This is a genomic window from Aurantiacibacter zhengii (assembly GCF_003584125.1).
Taxonomy (GTDB): Bacteria; Pseudomonadota; Alphaproteobacteria; order Sphingomonadales; family Sphingomonadaceae; genus Alteraurantiacibacter; species Alteraurantiacibacter zhengii.
Genome location: NZ_QXFL01000003.1, coordinates 382777 through 399397 on the forward strand (window position 1 = coordinate 382777; position 16621 = coordinate 399397).

Below are 16621 nucleotides of genomic sequence, written 5' to 3' on the forward strand. Positions count from 1 at the left end.
GATTGATGAGAATGGTCCTGAGCCGCAAAGGTTTCGACTCTTCTGCCGGAGGTGGTCCCTCGCCGGTGGTGGACAAGCGCCCGAAAAGCTTGCCAATTCCGGCAAGCGGAGGGCTTTCGCGCACCAGTTACGGCGATCTGGGACTGGGCGAACTGGCCCATGCCGCCAGTCGCGGAAAGCTGGGCGCTGACGATCTTTGCCACCACGATCCGATGTTCCTTGCAAACGGCCGTGCCATCCTTGGCCAGTGCGGCGCAGCGCAGACTCATCTCGAGCGGCAAGGAGTCGGCGTGGGCGACGCATTCGTGTTCTTCGGCCTGTTCCGGGAGCAAGGCGGCAAGCCGCACCATCGCATCTTCGCTTACCTGCAGGTGAAGGAAGTGCTGCCGCTGAACGGCGTGGCCCCGGCACGGCTGGCGGAACTGGCGCAACTGGGTGTGCCCCACGCCATAGGTGTGCACGCCGCGAACGACACGGTTTATCTTGGCAAGGGATGTACGGCCGGGAGTGCCAGCGATGCCTTGCGCCTGACGGTACCGGAAGGTCCACCCAGCCTGTGGCGCGTCCCCGGATGGCTGCGCGAAACGGGGCTATCCTATCACGACCGGGCGGATCGCTGGCGCGAAGGTGATCGCCTGCAAAGCGTGGCGCGGGGGCAGGAATTCGTGGCCGATATCGGAGAGCGCGAAGACGCACGGCGCTGGCTGGCCGGTATCATCGCCGAAATCGAAAGCTAGGCGCTATCCCCTTCCCGGGGCAATTCGACCTGCGGCATGTTGTTGAGTGCGTTCATCGCTGCGTGGGTGCGCGCCTCGATTTCGGGACGCGACAGGCCCGGCTCGATCGGTTCACCGAAATGATAGGTTATCGTGCCGGGCCGCTTCCACCGGCGGTGGTAATTGGGTCCGCTATCCACCGCGACGGGCACCACCGGTAAACCGAGCAACTTGTAGAGCGCGGCAAACCCCGCCCCCAGTTTCGGCTGTGTGCCGTGCGGTACCCGGGTCCCTTCGGGGAAAATCACGATCGGACGGCCTTCGCCGACGAAGCGGTTCGCTTCGCGGATCATCGTGCGCAGCGCCTTGGCCCCTTCCTCGCGCGCCACGGGAATCACGCCGTATTCTCTTGCGGCAGTGCCCCAGCCAGGAATGTCGAACAACTCCTGCTTGGCGAACAGGGCGGGGTGGTCAAAACCGTGCGGAAGGTCGATCGCTTCGAAAAAACTCTCGTGCTTGATGGCGTAGAAGGCGCGGTAATCGGGCCTTTGCCCTGTTTCCACCACGTGTATGCCGAGCAGCTTTTCGCAGGCCCAGCGGTGCAGTGCGGACCAGTTGTCGCACACCCCCCGGACGCGGCCGGGTGCGACCCGCGCCGCCAGGACGGCAAGGATGACCATGACGATCGAGCCGCCGTAAAAGGTCAGGTAAAAGGCAATGTTGCGAAGGTAGATCATCCCAGCGCCTGCAGCGTCTTCACGGCAATGAGCTTGTGATACTCCACGAACAGCGTGCCAAGGCTTGGCTGAGAGCGGACCGCGTCGCGCAGCACGGAGATATTGTCGGGCAACTGGTCCTGCAATTCGGCGGCGGCACGGCGCATGTGCCAGTCCGCAGTTACGAGGCGCAGCGAGGTGTAGTCGCGTTCGTCCAGCCATTGCGCCGTCTCTCGCGCGTTGCCGCGGGTATCGAGGGCAGAGAAGCCGAGCGTCACGCAGCAGTCCATCACTCTCTGCGGTACGGCGAATTCCGCCACGAATTCTCCCGGTCGCACGCTGGCGTCCACGCCCGTCACCAGCATCTGCTGGGCCGCGCCGGCCTGCAGCATTTCCAGCCCCCGCTCGATCCGCCCGCCGCTGCCGGTGGGCACGACGATCGCATCGGTGCGCGATTGCGGCGCGGGTTGGGGCAGGGCCACGGCGAACCAGATAAAGCCCAGCGCCCAGGCGATCAGCGGCAGGGCAAGGATGCGGCGGAAGGTCACAACATTCTCCTCAGGGCGCCGGTCACGGTGATCCGCGCTGTCAGGATCGCCAGCAGCACTCCTGCCAATGGCACCGCGGTAATCGCCAGCCAATCCAACAGCGATAGTGCACCGCCTGCAACAAGCCCTGAACCAAGGCCCGCAAATTGCTGCCCCAGCACGAACATCGCGCCCACGCCCAGCGCCAGGCCAGCGGCACCGCCAAGCAGAGCGTCCATCCCGATGGAGCGCTGGAAAATGCGGGCGATCTGCCCGTCGGTACCGCCAAGGTGGTGGATCACCTCGATCGTATCGCGGTTGGAGCCGAGCGCGCTGCGCGCAGCCAGCCACACGGCAGCGATACTGGTCAGGGCCAGCAGTACGACCAGCCCGATGGCCAGGTATTGCAGGGATCGGATGGCATCGAAAACAGGGGCAAGCCAGCCTGCCTGCGCGTCCAGCCGCGCCGCCGGTACCTCGCGCACCAGTTCCGCGCGCAGGTCTCGCAGCCGCCGGGACGTCACCGGGCCGGACAGCCGCACGTCGATCAGTACCGGGGTGGGCACGGCCTCGCTCTGGCTTATCGAAGCGCCCAGCCACGGCTCCAGCAGAGCAGAGAGTTCTTCGTCCGGAACGCGGCGGACCGAAAGCACGTCCTCGCGCCCTGTAAGGAAAGTGACAGCGCGCTGCGCCTGCCGCTCACGCGCGGAGGGGGCGCCTTCCACCACCTGCACTGTCACGCCGCCAGCAATCTCTGCCCGGGCGTTGGCGGCGACATTGCTCAGTGCCAGGCCTGCACCCGCCGCCATTACCGTCAGCGCGATCATGATGGCGATTACCCAGGGCATCGGTCCGGCTATGCGCGCCTGCGGCAACATGCGCGAGGCGGAACTGCCGAAGCGCGGACTGCCGCGACGTATTACGGGGCCAAGCGCCATCAGGGCTGTACCTCGCGCCGGGGAATATCGCGCTTGGGCGGATAGCGCAGCGCACCCGTGGGATCGGACAGCTTACCTTTGTCGAGCCGCATGATCAGCGAATCCGGCACCTTGCGCAGCAAGTGCACGTCGTGGGTGGCCACCACCACGGTTGTGCCCAGCCGGTTCAATGCCTCGAACAGGCGCAGCAGCTTCACCGCCATTTCCGGATCGACATTGCCGGTCGGTTCGTCCGCCACCAGGATCTCCGGCCGCGCGATCACCGCGCGGGCGATGGCGACGCGCTGCTGTTCCCCGCCCGAAAGCGTGGCCGGGCGCGCGTGGCTGCGGTGGGAAAGGCCGACCCATTCCAGCATGTCCGCCACCGGCTTTTGTATCTCGGTCTCGCCCATGCCGGAAATTCGCAGGGGCAGGGCAACGTTGTCGAACGCAGACAGATGCGTGATAAGCCGGAAATCCTGGAAGACCGTGCCGATGCGGCGGCGAAAGTTGGGCAGGGACTTGCGCGGCTGGGTAATCAGGTCGTGCCCGAACATGCTGATTGCACCGCGGGTAGGGCGCTGGGCAAGATACAGCAATTTGAGCATCGAGGTCTTCCCCGCGCCGCTGGCGCCGGTGAGGAAGTAGAAGCTGCCGGGGTAAAGCGTGAAGGAAATGTCGCTCAGCACCTCGCGATCGGTGCCGTATCGCAGCCCGACATTGTCGAACTGCACAATGGAATCCCCTGCCTCGCTCATGGTCGGGTGCTAGTGCCTTCTAGGGGCGCGGGAAAGAGCATCGGAGGCATTCGCGGCGGATATAGGCGCTGGCGCTTGTGGAAAAAAGGCGGAACTGTGCGCATGTTGCGACCACGCGCGCTTGCCCGCAGGCGATGGCTGGGCGTAGGGGTTATGCAGTGCAATGATAATTCAGTGCCCCGCCTGCGCGACCCGCTATGTCGTGCCAGATACCGCCGTAGGCGTGGAGGGCCGTACCGTGCGCTGTGCGAAGTGCCGGCACAGCTGGTTCCAGGACGGACCTGAACTGACGGCGCCGCCCAAAAAGGCCGAGGCAACAGCAGGCACCGGAGAAGCGGCAGCACCGCAACCGGAACAACCCGCCTCGCCGCCGCCACCCCCTGCTCCGCCGCCGCCTCCACCCACCCCCGTCGCTACGCAGCCAAAGCCGCCGGGACAGGAACTGCGCGACGCAGTGGATAGACGCTCGCCTGCCGCGCAGCACAACCCTGCACGCAATGTCGCGGTGTCGTTCGGGATGGACGATGGGCCGAGCGGTCACGTCGCTGCCGAGGCGAAATCCGGCGAACGGTCCGAGCCCGATCCGCCCACCGTGGAGCGCGAAGATCGCCCCTTGCCCCCGCCGCCAGTGGCGGACACTCCCGGCTATGGCGCGCTGGCCGAAGACGAGGAGCACTCGCCCTTCGATGCAGAGCCGCCCTTCCGGCCGCGCCGCAATCCGCTGAAGATGTGGACCTCGGCCGCAGCCATCTTTGCCGCGGTCGCGGCGGGTACGATCTTTGCCGTCAGTTACTGGGGATTGCCGGATTGGGTGCCTGTGGAGCGCCCGACATTCGCCGCCGTCCAGCCCGATCTGCAACTCGATTTCCCGCCAGAGGAGCAGGAACGTCGTACCCTGCCCAACGGTACGACGTTCTTCGGTGCCAGCGGGCGCGTCACCAACATCGGTACGGAAACGCGCACGCTGCCGACAATTCTGATCGTTCTGCGCGATGCCCGCGAAACGATTGTCTTCAGCTATGAAATCCCGCCGCCGCAGCGCGAACTGGCCCCTGGCGAGACTGTTACGATCAACGAAGCGGTGACCGATATTCCGCGCCGCGCCGTCTTCGCCGAATTCGGCTGGAAACCCGAGTAGCGAGCACCTTTCGCGGCGCGAACAATTTCCGCTCAAGAGACTGCTTGCAGCAGGGATACCTTCTTGCTAGGGGCGCGCTCCTACCACGGCGGGTTCGGCCCGCCTGTCTGTATCGGTGTGCGGTCGTGGCGGAACTGGTAGACGCGCAACGTTGAGGTCGTTGTGGCCGAAAGGCCGTGGAAGTTCGAGTCTTCTCGACCGCACCAACAGTCCCGAAAACCGAACCCATTCTCCCCTTCTGGCGAGCTGTACCCCGAATACGGCGCAGTTCGGCGCGGTTTTGGGAGCCATCGTGGTTCGGGGGGGCGCCAGAGACTTTCTTCGGGCTGAGCATTTTGGCCATCAGCATGCCCAGACGAGGCATTGCGCAGCCATGGCATCAGCCTTGTGGCAAAAAGCGAATACACCCCTCCCTCCAGTCACGAAGAACCGGATGGATGAGTTTGGCGATGGCCGGCCGATCCGCGTTGCGCTTATGAGGTGATCCGCTATGAAAACAGATGAAAAAACTGATCGGGAAGCCACATGATCCGCAAACTCGCATTCCTTTCTGCCGCAGGCGTTCTCGCATTGGCTTCTGCAACTGCCGCGCAGCAAGCCCAACCAGCGTCCGAGCCCGACCCCGTTGAGGAAACCGAGGTAGCAGAGGACCAGAACACCCGCGAGGTTCCCTCGCCCGATCCCGCCCCCGGCCAGTCGATCGAGGACGATGCAACAGGCGAAAGCATCGCTGCCGGTGACGACGATGGCGAATGGGACGTCAACAACCCTCCCGGCGTGCCGATCTCGCAGGTTCCGATCCGCGTCAACGAAGGCACCTGGATGGATATCGATGTGTCGCCAAACGGTCGGACGATCGCCTTCTCGCTGCTGGGTGACATCTACATCATGCCGATCACCGGCGGCACACCGACGCGCATTGCAGAGGGCCTCGCTTGGGAAGTGCAGCCGCGATTTTCGCCCGACGGATCGCGCATCGCCTTTACCTCCGACCGCGGAGGAGGCGACAATATCTGGCTGATGAATGCCGATGGCAGCGACAAGCGCCAGTTGACCGACGAGGATTTCCGTCTTCTCAACCAGCCGACCTGGTCACCCGACGGACAATTCATTGCTGCCAAGAAGCATTTCACCACCGGCCGCTCGCTCGGTACGGGCGAGGTGTGGATCTACCACGTCTCGGGCGGCAGTGGGGTGGCTCTGGTCGAACGGCCCAACGAACAGCATCAGAAGGAGCTGGGCGAGCCGATCTACACTCCCGATGGAGAGGCCATCTATTATACCCGCAACATCACGCCCGGGCCGATCTTCGAATACGCGCAGGATTCCAACCAGGACCTGTTCAACATAGAGCGCTACGATCTTGCATCGGGCGAAGTGACCACCGCCGTGTCGGGTCTGGGCGGAGCGGTGCGACCCACGCCGTCGCCCGATGGCAGGATGATCGCGTTCGTCCGCCGCGAGAACACCCGTTCCCAGCTTTACGTGCGCAATCTCGAGACCGGCGAAGAACGCATGATCTACGCCGATCTCGATCGTGACGTGCAGGAAACCTGGGCTGTCACCGGGCTCTACCCCAATATGGACTGGACGCCCGACAGCCGCTCTATCGTGTTCTGGGCGGGAGGCAAAATCCGCCGCGTGAATGCCGATGGATCGGTCGCAGCCGAGATCCCCTTCGTCATCGACGACACACGCGGGCAGCTGCCCTCACCGCATCCGGTCATCCCGGTCGCGCAGGACAGCGTCGAAGTTACCATGGCTCGCTTTGCGGAAGTCTCGCCCGACGGGCGGACCGTTGTCTTCGAAAGCCTTGGACATCTTTATACCATGCCGGCTTCGGGCGGTGCCATGCGGCGCCTGACGAACGAGGACGAAGCGTTCGAACTCTATCCGAGCTGGTCTCGCGACGGCTCACGCATCGTCTATGTTCGCTGGACGGATGAGGGGCTGGGCGAGATCCGCACAATCGGGCGTGACGGTCGCGGCAGCGAGCGCGTGACTCGCCAGCCCGGTCATTTCGCGCGTCCGCACTTCTCGCCTGATGGCAACACGATCGTCTATGAGAAGGGCGAGGGGGGCTTCCTTACGGCGCCCGAATACAGCGACGATCCCGGTGTCTACCGCATTGCCGCGTCCGGCGGAGAGCCTGTACTCATCAGCCGCGACATGGCCCGCCCCCATTTCGGTGCGGATAACGAGCGTGTGTTCATGACCGGGTCCGAAGGCGGATCGCAGATGCTCGTATCCACCAACCTGGATGGCCTCGATGCGCGTACCCATGCCAAGGGCGAACTGGTGACGGGTTACGTGGTTGCGCCTTCCGGCAATTTCTTCGCCTTCACCGAGAATTACGATGCCTTTGTGATGCCGCTGATGCCGGGCGGCCAGGCGGTGACGATCTCTGCCAGTGCGAACAACCTGCCGGTTGTCGAGGTTTCGGATTCGGGCGCCGATTATGTGCACTGGTCGAATGACGGGGATCGGCTGCACTGGTCTCTCGGGCCGACGCTTTACACCGTTGAAACACCCACCCTGTTTCCTTCGACACCGCCAATGGAGGGTGAGGAGCGCGCCACTTTCACGCCGCCGCAAAGTGGAGTTTCCATGCTGCGAACGGTGCAGGCTGCCCGCCACGAAGGGCGCATGGCGATCACCGGGGCGCGCATCGTCACCATGGCTGGTTCAGACGGCGGCATCATCGAAAACGGCACAATCGTCGTCGACGGCGATGTGATTGCCGCTATCGGTCCGGCCGGTTCGACGCCAATCCCGGCGGGTACCCCGACTATCGATGCTGCAGGCCGCACGGTCATTCCCGGCTTCGTGGATGCCCATGCCCACGGTTCCTATTCCGCAGACGAACTGGTGCCGCAGGCGAACTGGAACATGATCCAGGCTCTCGCGCTCGGCACGACGACGCTCCACGATCCCTCGAGCGATACGCCCGTATTCGTCGCGGAGGACATGCAGCGAACAGGCATGATCCTTGCCCCACGCATCTTCTCGACCGGGCGGATCGTCTATGGTGCGCGCAATCCCTATGCCTACGCCCAGATCGATTCGCTTGAGGACGCACTCGATCACGTCAGGCGCCTGCGTGCGGAAGGCGCGCCGAGCATCAAGAATTACAACCAGCCCCGCCGCGACCAGCGACAGATGGTGGTGGAAGCAGCGCGCCGCGAGAACATGCTGGTGGTGGCCGAGGGAGGATCGCTTTTCGGCATGGACCTCAACTTGATCGCGGACGGCAACTCCACGCTGGAGCACAATATTCCGGTGATGCGAATGTACGAGGACGTGCTGCAGTTCTTCGCCCAATCGGATACCAGTTACACCCCCACCCTGGTGGTCGGTTACGGCGGCCTGGCGGGCGATCCGTACTGGCGGCAGGCGACAAACGTATTCGAGCAGCCATTGCTCATGGCGCATACGCCGCCGGCCCTGTTGCGCGCACAGACCGCACGCCGGATCACCGCACCGGAAAGCGACTTCATCGACGATGACGTTGCGCGCGAAGCCGCACGGCTGGCGGAGCGTGGGGTGTTGGTATCGATCGGCGCGCACGGCCAGCAGGCCGGCATCGCACCGCATTGGGAAATCTGGTCGTTCGTGCGCGGCGGCATGACGCCGTTGCAAGCGCTTCAAGCCGCGACGATTGTTCCCGCGCGCTCGCTTGGCATGGATCGCGAGATCGGTAGCCTGGAGCCGGGTAAGCTCGCCGACTTCGTCGTTCTTTCCGGTAACCCGCTCGAGAACATCCGCAATACGGAGCAGGTTGAGACCGTGGTGCTGGGCGGACGCGCTTACGACGCGGCCACGATGAACGAGATCGTTACCGGTGACGAACGGCGACCTCCTTACTGGTGGGATCAGTAAAGAGCGCATGCAGCCTGGCAAGGTCGGCTTGCGGCCCGTGACCCAACCATGTCGGAACGCCGTGAAGCGCCCGCCGTTCTTCGGGTATGAAAAACATTCTGCTCGCATCGATCGCTGCATCCGCCCTCTCGCTCGCGTCCTGCGGCAACTCTTCAACACCGGAAGGCGAGGGCGAAGTCGAGGCATCAGCCCAGAGCCATTCCGCGAGCGACCGTTCTGCCACCGACAGTTCGGATAGCGAGGACGAGTTCGCCGCCAATTTCACCGATCGGGAAGGCTATGACGACGAGGAATCCGCCAGCCAGGCGGAAGCCAGCCAGCAGGACGGTCAGTTCACCCTGACCCTGCCGGAAGCTGTCACTTCGTCGATGCTCGGTGATCGTTCGAAAAGGATGATCGCGGTTCAGGTGATGCTCGACAAGAGCCACCATTCGCCTGGCGTGATCGATGGAAGGGGCGGTGCCAACACCGAGCGAGCAATTGAATATTATCGCGAGGCGAACGGTCTGGCTGCCGGTACCGGGGTAGACAGCGAGTTGGTTGCTTCGTTGATCGACAACTACGGGGGTGACGTTTTCCGTACCTACACGATCACTGAAAAGGATGCCTCCCGCCAGTTCTACGACATCCCGGAAGGATTTCCCGAGATGGCTGAAATGGAGAAGCTGGGATACCGCGATGCCACGGAAATGCTGGCCGAGAAGTTCCACATGGATCAGGATTTCCTGACCGCACTCAATCCAGATGCCGATTTTTCAAAGGCCGGGACCAAGCTGGTCATCGTCAGCCACGGCGACAACACGCTCGATGCGGACATTGCCCGGATCGAGGTTCGTACGGGCGAGAACACTGTGGTCGGGCTTGATGAGTCGGGCAATGTCGTGGTCAGTTATCCCGCGACTATTGGCAGTTCGGATTTCCCCAGCCCCAGCGGACGAATGGAAGTCGCGGCGATCGCGCCGGCTCCGAATTATACCTTCGATCCGGACGACCAGCGTTGGGGGCCCGACAAGACTTTCATCCTCCCTCCCGGTCCCAACAATCCCGTTGGCGGCACTTGGATAGACTTGGGCAAGGACGGTTACGGTATCCACGGATCGCCCGATCCGCAGATGGTGGCCAAGCGGGCCAGTCACGGTTGCGTGCGTCTTACCAACTGGGATGCGGCGGCATTGGCCGAAGCCTTGACCACCGGAACGCCAGTCGAGTTTGTCTGACTGGAACCGGGCAGCCCGCCAAGCTCCTTTTTGCATTCAACGCTAATGCGAATGATTATCATTGACGATAAAGGTCGCTAACTCTAGGCGACGGCAACCGAGGGCGACTCGCGACTGCGATCGCCCTGCTGTCTGGAGTTCTCGTGAAGCGATCGACCATCAAGTCCTGGTTTCTAGTGCACAAGTGGAGCAGCCTCGTCTCGACGGCTTTCCTGCTCATGCTTTGTGTCACGGGCCTGCCGCTCATCTTCCATGACGAGATCGACGCGCTGGTAGGGGAAGATTACGAGGCGGCGCTGGCAGGGGCCCCCTCTGCCGACAGCGGGACGGCCCTCGACAACATGCTCGATGCCGCTCTTGCAGAGCGCCCCGGCGAGGTGCCGCTGTTTATGGCCTTCAGCCAGGATAGTCCCCTGCTGACGGTAACGACGGGCCCTGTGCCTGATGCGGACGGGGCTGACATGACGCTCCTCTTCCTCGACCGGGCGACGGGTGAAGTGATCGGTCCCGCTCCTTCGGGAGGGGTCATGGAATTCATTCTCCAGCTCCATACCGACCTGTTTCTCGGCTTGCCGGGCATGCTTTTCCTCGGGGTGATGGGCGGCCTGTTCGTGCTCGCTCTCGTCTCCGGGGTCGTCCTTTACGCCCCTTTCATGCGCCGCCTGCCTTTCGGCACACTGCGCACCAGACGCAGCCGCCGCGTAAAGACCCTCGACCAGCACAACCTTCTAGGGATTGTCGCCCTTGGCTGGATGCTGGTCGTCGGGGTGACCGGGGTTATCAATGCCTTTGCCGATCCCCTGGTGGACAACTGGCGCAATGGCGAACTGGCCGAAATGACCGCCCAGTATGCGGGCGATCCAGCAATCGATGCCGATGACTACGGCTCGCTGGACGCCGCCATGGCTTCCGCACAGGTAGCGCTTCCCGGACGGTCGCCGCAGTTCATCGGCTTTCCGGGCGGCGACTGGAGCACAGGTCAGCACTACGCGATCTTCTTCCAGGGCGACCGGCCGCTGACCCGGCATCTGCTGACCCCGGCGCTGGTCGACGCACGCAGCGGGGAATTGATCGACGCGCGTGCCATGCCCCCGCTCAATCAGGCACTGATGATGTCCAAACCCCTGCACTTCGGCGATTATGGCGGCCTGCCTCTCAAGCTGATCTGGGCGGTCCTTACCCTGGCGACGATCTGGGTGCTCTGGAGCGGACTGGTCCTCTGGCTTCGTCGCTCCCCTGCAAGGATCGAGAGGCGTATCGACGAAATCGCCTCGGGTGCCGCGAGGGGTATGCCGGCATGAGCACTGGCCGTTCCCGTACCGACAAGCCCGTAACCCGGCGCCAGCGCCAGAGCCTCTGGTATGTGTTCGCAATCCCAGCCTCGTTGCTTGCAGCCAGCATCGCCGGGCTCGTTCTCGGGCTCACCGGTGACGGGCTGCGCGACGCCTTTGCCTGGGGCCTGCTGTCCCTTCCCATCATCCTCGCTGCCAACGCCTTCGTGCGTCGCAGCTGATCACTCTTTCTTACATCTCAAGGATCGAACATGCGCCATACCCCGACATTCCTTCCGGCCTTTGTCATTGCTGCCGTATTGGCCAGTCCCGCGCTCGCCCAGGAAGACGATGACAATGCGATAATCGTCACAGCGCAGCGCAATAACGCCACGGAAGTGATAAACGGCGGCAATGCAGGCGTCCTTGGTGACAAGCCCGCCGAGGACCTGCCCTTTTCGATCCGCAGTTTCGACGAGAGCTTGATCTATAACCAGCAGCCGCTGACCATCGGCGATGTGCTGGACAACGATCCGACCGTTCGCACCACCTATGGCTTTGGCAATGCCGCCGAGCAGTTCGTCATCCGCGGCTTCGCGCTGTTCGGCGACGACGTCGGTGTGAACGGGCTCTATGGCATCGCCCCGCGCCAGCTGATCGCCCCCGAACTGTTCGAGGAAGTGCAGGTGCTGAACGGTGCATCGGCATTCCTTAACGGTGCGGCACCTGGCGGTTCGGGCCTTGGTGGTAGCGTGAATTTGCAACTGAAGCGCGCTGGCAATGACGACATGGCCCGCGCCACCGCGAATTTCGTGGGCGATGCGCATATCGGCGGCAGCTTCGATGTCTCGCGCCGCTTTGGGGCAGGCAACGAATTTGGCGTGCGCGTCAACGGCGCCTATCGCGATGGCGAGGTCTCGGTCGACCGCGAGGATCGCCGCACGCAGGTGCTGGGCGCAGCCTTCGATTATGACAGCGGCCCTCTGCGCGCCGCGCTGGACCTTGCCTATCAGGAGGTGCGCGTGGATTCGCTGCGGCCCAAGGTGACGCTTGCAGGTTTCATCCCCGTTGTGCCCGATAGCGATGCAAATTACGCGCAGGATTACACCTACACCGAACTGCGCGACATCTTCGGCACCCTGTCGCTGGAATACGACCTTGCATCCAATGTCATGCTTTACGCCAAGGCAGGCGCGCGCGATGGCGACGAAGAGGGGATTTACGGCGGCATCACCGTGACGGACGCCCTGACTGGCGATGGCACCAGCGGGTTCCATTCCTTCATTCCCTACGAGCAATCGAATGAAGAAGTAGAGGCCGGTATTCGGGCGGGGTTCGATCTGGGCTCCACGACACACGAGATCAACATCGGCGGCAACGCGATCTGGCAGGAAGACCGCACCGCCTATGATTTCTTCAATGCATTCGCCACCAATCTGTACGACCCTGTGCAGGTGTCCCCGCAGCCCACAGCTTTCGTGGGCGGCGATCTCGACGATCCGTTCCCCATCACGAAGCGCGAGCTGACCAGCCTCTTCCTGTCCGACACCATCGGGTTCGCCAACGACAGCATCCTGCTGACTGGCGGCGTGCGCTACCAGGAAATACAGGTCGACAGCTTCAGCTATTTCGGCGGCGCTCTTGCGACCAGCTACAACGAAGATCGCTGGACCCCTGCGGTGGGCCTTGTCGTGCAACCAACCGAGCGCTTGTCCTTCTACGCCAACTATATCGAGGCGCTGCAGCAGGGGCCGACCGCGCCCGTCGATGTCTCGCTGGGCAACTCCGGGGCAGTCCTCGCTCCCCGCGTATCCGAGCAATACGAAATCGGCGGCAAGCTGGCGCTTGGCCCTGTGTTCGCCTCTATCGCGGCCTACCGCATCGAGCGACCGGGTGAGGGCGTGACGACCGAGGGCGGCCAGCAGATCTTCGGCTATGTCGGCGAGGAACGCCACGAAGGCATTGAGCTGACTCTCAACGGCGAGGTGGCACCGGGCCTTCGCCTCATCACCGGGCTGTCTCTCAACGATGCGGACTTCGACACCGGCCTGGAAGTGATCGGGGTTCCCGACGTCACTTTCAACGCCAACGCGGAATGGGACCTGCCCTTCCTGCCCGGCGCGACATTCACGGGCCGTGTCACGCACACAGGAGAGCAGGCAGCGGATAGCGCCGGGGCGCTGATGCTGGATAGCTGGACCGTCGTGGACCTGGGCGCGCGCTACGTTTTCGCTGCGGGTGACAATCCCGTAACGCTGCGCCTTACGGTCGATAACATCTTCGACGAAGCCTACTGGGCATCGGCTTTCGATGTGTTCAACCCGGCTCTTCTCCAGGGCGCACCGCGAACGGTGAAAGCATCGGCATCGATTTCATTCTGAGGGAAATGGGGATCGGGAGATGGGGGGCTGAGGTGTGGTTAGCGGTGTTTCCGCACAGCGCCACACAGCGACGTTGCCGATCAAAATGCATCCCAGATCAGCTTCACTCCGACGAGGATCATGAGAATGTAGATCGTGACATAAAAGCGCTCTGCCGATACCCGGCGCACCAGTGCGACGCCGGCGAATGTCGAGAGGATCGCGACCGGCATCAGGACCAGCGTAGTCAGAAGGTTGGTCGCGGTAAACTGCCCCAAGGCGAGATAGGCGGGCATCTTGACCCAGTTCGTGATGGCGAAAAAGATCGCTGTCGTTCCCACGAATGTGTCTCGCGGCAGGCGGCGGGGCATCACCCACATCTGGTAAGGTGGCCCGCCCGCATGGGCGATCTGGCTGGTAAAGCCCGAGGCGAGGCCGAACAGGCTGCCAACCCATTCGGGCAGGTCCCTCGTGGTTGCCAGCCTTCCGCCTGTATCCAGCCAGAGGCGGTAGGCTCCGAATACAACGGACAATACGCCCACACAGCCCAGTACGACCTGTGTAGAGACAGTCGCAGCGAGCAAGTAGCCGAGAAATATCCCTACGACCGAACCGGGCAGCAGTACGCGCAGGAGATGATCGTCCCGATCGCGGCGGAACGCCCATACGCTGACCAGATCCTGCACGATCAGGATTGGTAACAGGATCGCCGCCGCTGCGATCGGCGGAGCGACAAGGGCCATCAGGGGAAGAGAGATCGCTCCCACACCAACGAAGCCACCTTTCGACAAGCCGAGCAATACGACCGCAAGGATTGTCACAACAAAGAAGCTGACAGACCAGTCAAGCGCCATAGGGCAAGTCTTCCCGGCAAGGTACGGGCCACCCCGTCGGCGGCAATTTGCAGGTTCGACGTAAGCCGGGATCGGCGAACAGGAACGCCGACCCCCTAGTCACGCACAAATTTAGGCCATCTGCGAAGGTAGTCGCGGAATACCTCGCTTACGCCCTCGTCCTTGAGATGGGCGGCGCTGACCGGAAGATCAGGTGAGCGGAATTCGGGGTCTTCGGCCACCCGCCGGGCAAAATCGTGGTTCAGGATGGCGGCACGACCGACAAATACGAAGTCAGCACCCCTGGCCATCGCCGTTTCGACTTCCTTCCGGTTGCGTATTTTCCCTGCGACACCCAGCGCCACCCGGTCGCGGGGGAGGCCGGCGAAGAGTTCCAGCAATCCCGTATCGCCGAAGCGTTCATCGTCGGGCTTCTTGAAAACATCCCACAGCGACATGTCGAGGTAATCGATTGTTTCTTCCGCCAACACCTTGGCCGCGAGATCACGGATTTCCCCAAGGTCCTGGCCGAAACGCTCGGGCGACAGGCGAAGGCCGATCTGGAAATCAGGGCGGCAAGCGGCACGGATGCCGTCGATCACTTCCAGCAAGAGCCGCGCCCGGTTTTCGGGTGTTCCACCATAACGGTCTGTTCGCTGGTTCATCGTGCGCGAGAGGAACTGGCTCAAGAGATATCCGTGAGCCCCGTGAACCTCCACACCATCAAACCCGGCCCGTTCGGCGCGGACCGCCGCCGCGATGAAACTGTCCCGGGCCGCTTCCACTTCTGCAAGTGTTAAAGCGCGGCTGCGTATCTCCGGGTCTTCGCTCGGCCCCAGCGGAATATCGACCAGGTCATCGGGTGAACGCAGGCCGGCATGATGCAACTGGACGGACGATACCGCGCCCTGTGCCTTTATGGCGTCAGCCAGCCGCGACAATCCGGCCATGTGCAGATCGTCGTCGAAAATGCCCAATTGGCCAGGGAAACCCTGTCCCTGACGCTCGACATGGGCGGCGGCTGTCATGACCAGCCCGAAACCCCCCTGGGCACGCATTGTCAGCCACCTGAATTCTTCTTCCGACAAACTGCCGTCAGGGTGGCTTTGGGTGTTTGTCATCGGGGCGAGGGCGATCCGGTTCGGCCACGCAGGACCGCGCATCAACCCAAGTCGATCTGAAATCCCAGTCATCCGCCGAATAGACCCTCGCTCATCGATTATGTGCAACCCTTACTTGATGACAACCGGATTGACCGGGGCCCCGGTTCCGCCGACCACCTTCAGCGGGGCGGCGGTATAAAGGAAATTCCACTGCCCGTCCTCGGCACAGTCGTCCGCCAAGGGATCGAGTTGGGCAATCTCGGTGAACGTCACCCCCAGGCCGCGCATCAGCGAGTGGTGCAGGGCAAAAGAGACGCCTGAGGAAGGATGGATCGCCAGTTCGTTGGCGATCGTGTCGGTTACGAGGTTGGGAATTTCCATCTCGTGGAACCATTCCACGAGCTCACGGCTGAAGTCGAGCCCGGGCTCTGCGTATTCGCCATAAAACTCTTCCTGGTCGCGCTTGTAGAAAGAGCCGATCCAGCCGGTGCGGATGATCAGGATGTCGCGCTTTTCGATGGTAACGCCCTGGGCCTCGGCGGCGGCCAGGATGTCTTCCAGCCCGAACGGCTCCGCCCGGTCGAGCCAGTCCTTCCCGCGCAGTCTTGCGATGTCCACCAGGACCGCGCGTCCGACTACGCCGCGCTCGGCAATCGGGAATACGCTGGCCTTCGCCATGCTGCCGATGGTGCTGCGTGCGTCGAAGCCGTTGTACAGCTTGTCATCGTGCCACACGTGGCCCAGCGCGTCGTACTGCGTCGATCCCTGCAAGTAGAGGATCATCATGTCATCGGAGTATTCGGTGCCGCCAGGTATCTCGGGCATCTTGCCGGAAAGAAAGTCGCCCTTGTCGAGCACGTTGTAACGCTGGGCCATTTTGCGTCCCGGCCAGATCGGATCGCCTTTCTCGTGCCCCATCGGGATCTGAAGCGTGAAGACCTTTCCAGACCTGACCGAGCCTACGCCGCGCATGACCTGGGACGGGTCAAGATAATTGAGAGAGCCTACTTCGTCGTCCGGCCCCCATTTGCCCCAGTTCATCGGCAGCCCGTCCAGCAAAGCCTTCGCGCTTGGATGGTCGGTACTATGGTCGTGTTCGCACATGCTCTTTCTCTCCGTCTTCCCAACGTTTCTTCGTAACCAAAGCGCGCGCCTTCAACAAACTTGACGCCCACTCATGACATTG

14 protein-coding genes and 1 tRNA gene are annotated in these 16621 nt (G+C 62.8%); 8 read left to right on the forward strand and 7 right to left on the reverse strand.

Features of this window, described 5'->3' with window-relative positions; all coding sequences use genetic code 11:
- Positions 1-5: 5 nt before the first annotated feature.
- Positions 6-737 carry an Nmad3 family putative nucleotide modification protein gene (locus D2V07_RS08905; RefSeq protein WP_119586611.1) on the forward strand — a complete coding sequence of 244 codons (732 nt, stop codon included), beginning with the start codon at positions 6-8 and terminating at the stop codon, positions 735-737.
- Here the strand turns inward: D2V07_RS08905 and D2V07_RS08910 are convergent.
- From D2V07_RS08910 to ftsE, 4 genes are read right to left on the reverse strand one after another with little or no spacing between them, the layout of a single operon-like run.
- The gene (locus tag D2V07_RS08910; protein ID WP_119586612.1) at positions 734-1453 is read right to left on the reverse strand and encodes a lysophospholipid acyltransferase family protein; all 720 of its coding nucleotides are present in this window, start codon (positions 1451-1453) and stop codon (positions 734-736) included. The genes D2V07_RS08905 and D2V07_RS08910 overlap by 4 nt on opposite strands.
- Positions 1450-1980, reverse strand: coding sequence for a YdcF family protein (locus tag D2V07_RS08915; protein WP_119586613.1), 531 nt, complete (start codon positions 1978-1980; stop codon positions 1450-1452). Before D2V07_RS08915 ends, D2V07_RS08910 begins: the two co-directional genes overlap by 4 nt.
- Positions 1977-2897: a cell division protein FtsX gene (locus tag D2V07_RS08920; protein WP_119586614.1), complete on the reverse strand. Its 921-nt coding sequence runs from the start codon at positions 2895-2897 to the stop codon at positions 1977-1979. The genes D2V07_RS08915 and D2V07_RS08920 overlap by 4 nt, the downstream gene beginning before the upstream one ends.
- Positions 2897-3634 carry a cell division ATP-binding protein FtsE gene (ftsE, locus tag D2V07_RS08925; protein WP_119586615.1) on the reverse strand — a complete coding sequence of 246 codons (738 nt, stop codon included), beginning with the start codon at positions 3632-3634 and terminating at the stop codon, positions 2897-2899. The genes D2V07_RS08920 and ftsE overlap by 1 nt, the downstream gene beginning before the upstream one ends.
- A 163-nt stretch (positions 3635-3797) precedes the next feature.
- On the opposite strand from ftsE, the gene D2V07_RS08930 reads away from it, so the two are divergent.
- The 7 genes from D2V07_RS08930 (at position 3798) to D2V07_RS08960 (ending at position 13520) form a co-directional block, all read left to right on the forward strand.
- Positions 3798-4772, forward strand: coding sequence for a zinc-ribbon domain-containing protein (locus tag D2V07_RS08930; RefSeq protein WP_119586616.1), 975 nt, complete (start codon positions 3798-3800; stop codon positions 4770-4772).
- Between the two features lie 119 nt (positions 4773-4891).
- A tRNA-Leu gene (locus D2V07_RS08935) sits at positions 4892-4978 on the forward strand.
- A 319-nt stretch (positions 4979-5297) separates the two neighbouring features.
- Entirely contained in the window at positions 5298-8651 is a 3354-nt protein-coding gene (locus D2V07_RS08940) for an amidohydrolase family protein (RefSeq protein WP_119586617.1), read from the forward strand.
- An 86-nt stretch (positions 8652-8737) separates the two neighbouring features.
- Complete coding sequence (locus D2V07_RS08945) at positions 8738-9868, forward strand: L,D-transpeptidase family protein (protein ID WP_119586618.1); 1131 nt, start codon at positions 8738-8740, stop codon at positions 9866-9868.
- Between the two features lie 143 nt (positions 9869-10011).
- Positions 10012-11169 (forward strand): PepSY-associated TM helix domain-containing protein, encoded by a 1158-nt coding sequence (locus D2V07_RS08950; protein WP_119586619.1) that lies wholly within the window; start codon positions 10012-10014, stop codon positions 11167-11169.
- The gene (locus D2V07_RS08955; protein WP_119586620.1) at positions 11166-11381 is read left to right on the forward strand and encodes a hypothetical protein; all 216 of its coding nucleotides are present in this window, start codon (positions 11166-11168) and stop codon (positions 11379-11381) included. The genes D2V07_RS08950 and D2V07_RS08955 overlap by 4 nt, the downstream gene beginning before the upstream one ends.
- A gap of 30 nt (positions 11382-11411) precedes the next feature.
- Positions 11412-13520 carry a TonB-dependent receptor gene (locus D2V07_RS08960; protein WP_119586621.1) on the forward strand — a complete coding sequence of 703 codons (2109 nt, stop codon included), beginning with the start codon at positions 11412-11414 and terminating at the stop codon, positions 13518-13520.
- Positions 13521-13600: 80 nt separating this feature from the next.
- On the opposite strand, the gene D2V07_RS08965 is transcribed toward D2V07_RS08960, so the two are convergent.
- The 3 genes from D2V07_RS08965 to D2V07_RS08975 form a co-directional block, all read right to left on the reverse strand.
- Positions 13601-14353: a sulfite exporter TauE/SafE family protein gene (locus tag D2V07_RS08965; RefSeq protein WP_119586622.1), complete on the reverse strand. Its 753-nt coding sequence runs from the start codon at positions 14351-14353 to the stop codon at positions 13601-13603.
- Positions 14354-14448: 95 nt separating this feature from the next.
- Complete coding sequence (locus D2V07_RS08970) at positions 14449-15525, reverse strand: NADH:flavin oxidoreductase (protein WP_119586623.1); 1077 nt, start codon at positions 15523-15525, stop codon at positions 14449-14451.
- 39 nt (positions 15526-15564) lie between these two features.
- A complete protein-coding gene (locus D2V07_RS08975; RefSeq protein ID WP_119586624.1) occupies positions 15565-16539 on the reverse strand; it encodes a cyclase family protein in 975 nt (324 codons plus the stop codon).
- Positions 16540-16621 lie beyond the last annotated feature (82 nt).